Source organism: Longimicrobiales bacterium (assembly GCA_035764935.1).
Taxonomy (GTDB): Bacteria; Gemmatimonadota; Gemmatimonadetes; order Longimicrobiales; family RSA9; genus DASTYK01.
In genome coordinates, this window is record DASTYK010000002.1 from 1 (window position 1) to 2606 (window position 2606).

Annotated in this window: 8 protein-coding genes; all 8 read right to left on the reverse strand. The window is 67.8% G+C overall.

The window, feature by feature from the left end:
• Positions 1 to 68: 68 nt before the first annotated feature.
• Positions 69 to 209 (reverse strand): hypothetical protein, encoded by a 141-nt coding sequence (locus tag VFU06_00045; GenBank protein HEU5207769.1) that lies wholly within the window; start codon positions 207 to 209, stop codon positions 69 to 71.
• Positions 206 to 601: a hypothetical protein gene (locus tag VFU06_00050; protein HEU5207770.1), complete on the reverse strand. Its 396-nt coding sequence runs from the start codon at positions 599 to 601 to the stop codon at positions 206 to 208. The genes VFU06_00045 and VFU06_00050 overlap by 4 nt, the downstream gene beginning before the upstream one ends.
• Complete coding sequence (locus VFU06_00055; GenBank protein HEU5207771.1) at positions 598 to 813, reverse strand: hypothetical protein; 216 nt, start codon at positions 811 to 813, stop codon at positions 598 to 600. The genes VFU06_00050 and VFU06_00055 overlap by 4 nt, the downstream gene beginning before the upstream one ends.
• A 124-nt stretch (positions 814 to 937) precedes the next feature.
• The gene (locus VFU06_00060; protein HEU5207772.1) at positions 938 to 1573 is read right to left on the reverse strand and encodes a hypothetical protein; all 636 of its coding nucleotides are present in this window, start codon (positions 1571 to 1573) and stop codon (positions 938 to 940) included.
• Between the two features lie 29 nt (positions 1574 to 1602).
• Complete coding sequence (locus tag VFU06_00065) at positions 1603 to 1860, reverse strand: hypothetical protein (GenBank protein HEU5207773.1); 258 nt, start codon at positions 1858 to 1860, stop codon at positions 1603 to 1605.
• Complete coding sequence (locus VFU06_00070; GenBank protein HEU5207774.1) at positions 1857 to 2156, reverse strand: hypothetical protein; 300 nt, start codon at positions 2154 to 2156, stop codon at positions 1857 to 1859. The genes VFU06_00065 and VFU06_00070 overlap by 4 nt, the downstream gene beginning before the upstream one ends.
• The gene (locus tag VFU06_00075) at positions 2157 to 2351 is read right to left on the reverse strand and encodes a hypothetical protein (GenBank protein ID HEU5207775.1); all 195 of its coding nucleotides are present in this window, start codon (positions 2349 to 2351) and stop codon (positions 2157 to 2159) included.
• On the reverse strand, positions 2351 to 2606 hold a 256-nt coding region (locus VFU06_00080), incomplete at its 5' end, for a hypothetical protein (GenBank protein ID HEU5207776.1). The genes VFU06_00080 and VFU06_00075, both read right to left, overlap by 1 nt.

Here is a 2606-nt window from a genome sequence, read left to right on the forward strand (position 1 = left end):
CTCGGTGGCCTCGGTCCCGAACCCCATCCAGTGGTTGTCGGCGAACCTGCGCCGAATCCAAGTCGCCCTCACCGCGCCTCCTTCCGCAGCCCCAGCCGCACATCCTCCGCGTTATCCCGCTGCGCCTCGTAGCCGCCGAGGATCGCGGCCACCATGCCGAGTGCCAGGTAGACCACCAGCACGACGACGCAATACAGGAGGACGATCACAGGGCCTCCCCACGCGCCACCGCGCGCATCTCCTCCAGCCACTCCGGCCCCTTCGCCTCGCCCCACGGCTCCGGCCGCAGCACGTTCTTGCTCTCCGCGTACTCGCCCATGCTGCAGCCGTCGCAGTAGTCGAGGGCCGGCACGTCCTCGTTGAAGCCGCGCGGGTTCAGCCGCGTGCGACCACGCTCGACGATCCCGGTATCCTCACAGGCGTCGCAGTCATAGTTCGGCACCCGCTTGCGTCCCGCGCAGTAGGTGCAGGTATGGATGGCGAACATGCGGGGGCCGTCGTCGTGCTCAACGAAGCCGTCGCCGCCGCACAGCGGGCAGTCCTTCTCGCGCACGCCGCGGCCGTTCACCTGCTCACGCAGGTACGCCTCGTATGCTCTCATGCGACCTTCTCCGTGGAAGCGATCGCCTGCTCCAACTCGTCCGCGATCTCGTTCGCCTTGGCGGCCAGCGCCCGCAGTTGCGCGGGGTCGCTCGACCAGACGCTGGTCTGCCCGATCCCGAGCCTGCCGCTCACGTGACCAGTAGGGCTGCTGAAAACGTCGCCCGCGATCTCCGTGTCGGGGTTGAGGCTGATACTGGCCGTGACCCTCACGTCACCTTTCCACATTTGACTCAACCGTCCCTGCGGACTTAGATTGCGGGTGCAGTAGGGCTCCCACTCGCTGCACCCGACCGCCCGGTGTCCGCTCGGACCTGGGCGGTTCGGCTTTTTCGGACTACAGCAACTCGCCACCGGCAGTGCGCAGCCGCACCCCATCCGGCGTTTCGACGCGCCCGCCGCGCAGGTGCTTGTCGATGATGCTGTCCAGCCGACCGGCGAACGCCTCGATGTTCGCGCGCGCCGACTCCACCTGATCGCGCAGGTCGGCGTGCAGGATGCCGCGGGCCATCTCGCGCAGTTCCTCCATCGACGGCAGCGTCTCGCCCCAGCGCGCGAGGATGTAGCGGTGCCTGTCGTTCCATCCGTGCTTGTTGGGGGCGACCATGATTCCGACGAGCACCGGGTCGTCCACGCGCGCGTCCGTCGGGTGCCAGACCTGCAGCTCCCTGAACATGCCGTGTGCGTGCGCCGCCACCTGGAGCACGCGCAGCGGGATCGGGCCACTTGCGTAGTCCTCAAGGCTCGTCACCTGCGGGCACACGACGGCGAACACATTCTGCTCCTCTGCGCTCATGCGCCGGTACGGGCAGCGCACCACCGCCACGTCGTCGCCCGCCTCGCGCTTGCCGAGCAGGGTTTCCTGACCACGCAGGCCCATCTGCTCGATCAGCGCGAGCGCTTCCGGGTCGCTCGTCTGCTCGACGGTCCCGTCACTCAGTGTCTCGTTTACCTCATACGTCTCGACTTCCATGGACTCCCCCTTTGTTGAGCGTGATGGAGTTACCTGACCATCTCCGCGTTGTACGCCATCCACATCGCTTCCCGCTCCTGCTGTCCCTCGAGCATCGCGTTCATCCGTCCCGCAGAGGCCGCCATGCCGCGTACATGGCGACGCATCTGCGGGACGAACCGCGCGTATTCGTCGTGGCGCGCGGGGTCATGGCCGACGTGCTCGTCAGGGAACACGAGGCCGTAGGCGTAGGGCGATGCGATGATTGCCGAGGCGGCCAGCACCGCCAGCGCGACGATCCGCTTCATGGCAGCCGTCCGTGCTTGCGTAGCAGGGCAATAGCCTTGCGCTCTGCGGCGGCGTAGAAGGGGTCGTCGTCCGGCAACACGCCGGTCGCAAAATCGACGCTGTAGTCGGTCACGTCGTACAGCGTGTCCAGCAGCGCCTCGAACTCGGCGTCGAGCGCAGCGCGGGCGGCGGTCAGGCTTGCCGCGGTCGCGTCTTGGTCCGCCGCCGTGGCGTGGATGCTCGCCAGATTCTTCCCGTGATCACTGGCCGCGTAGACCAACGCCGCCCGCAGCCGCTCGTATTCTTTGCTCGCCATCTACACAGCCTCCTGCTTGCGGAGCCGCTGTCGGGCGCGCTCCTGTCGAGCAACGCGGGCTGCGCGACCGGGGCGCTTGTGCTGGGCGCCACGCCGCCGGCCGTTGCGGTTGTCCGTCGCCACGACTGCCGTGACGGCATTGACGACCTCGACCACTTCCTCGCGCTCCCACCGGGCCTTGCTCCACTTCGCCATTACCCGACCCTCTTGAGTTGCGGTGCGCTCTGCACCGTGTTGATCGCGTCACGGAACAGCGCCTCAACCGCGCTGACCGCCTCTGCCCCCTCGCGTGCGATACGCGCCGGGTCCATCTGCTCCGGGTCCAACGCCTGAATGAACTCGGCCAGCTCCTTCATTGCCGCGCCGCCGCGGCGCGAGAGACTGATCGTCGCTGACGTCGTGACACTGCTGCCCAGCGCGCGGTCGAACTTCGCGTCGAGCCATGCACGC

Excerpts from the sequence above, each read along its gene's own strand:
- VFU06_00075 (HEU5207775.1), bottom strand. The coding sequence starts at position 2,351 with ATGGCGAAGTGGAGCAAGGCCCGGTGGGAGCGCGAGGAAGTGGTCGAG.
- VFU06_00050 (HEU5207770.1), bottom strand. The coding sequence starts at position 601 with ATGAGAGCATACGAGGCGTACCTGCGTGAGCAGGTGAACGGCCGCGGC.
- VFU06_00065 (HEU5207773.1), bottom strand. The coding sequence starts at position 1,860 with ATGAAGCGGATCGTCGCGCTGGCGGTGCTGGCCGCCTCGGCAATCATC.
- VFU06_00060 (HEU5207772.1), bottom strand. The coding sequence starts at position 1,573 with ATGGAAGTCGAGACGTATGAGGTAAACGAGACACTGAGTGACGGGACC.
- VFU06_00070 (HEU5207774.1), bottom strand. The coding sequence starts at position 2,156 with ATGGCGAGCAAAGAATACGAGCGGCTGCGGGCGGCGTTGGTCTACGCG.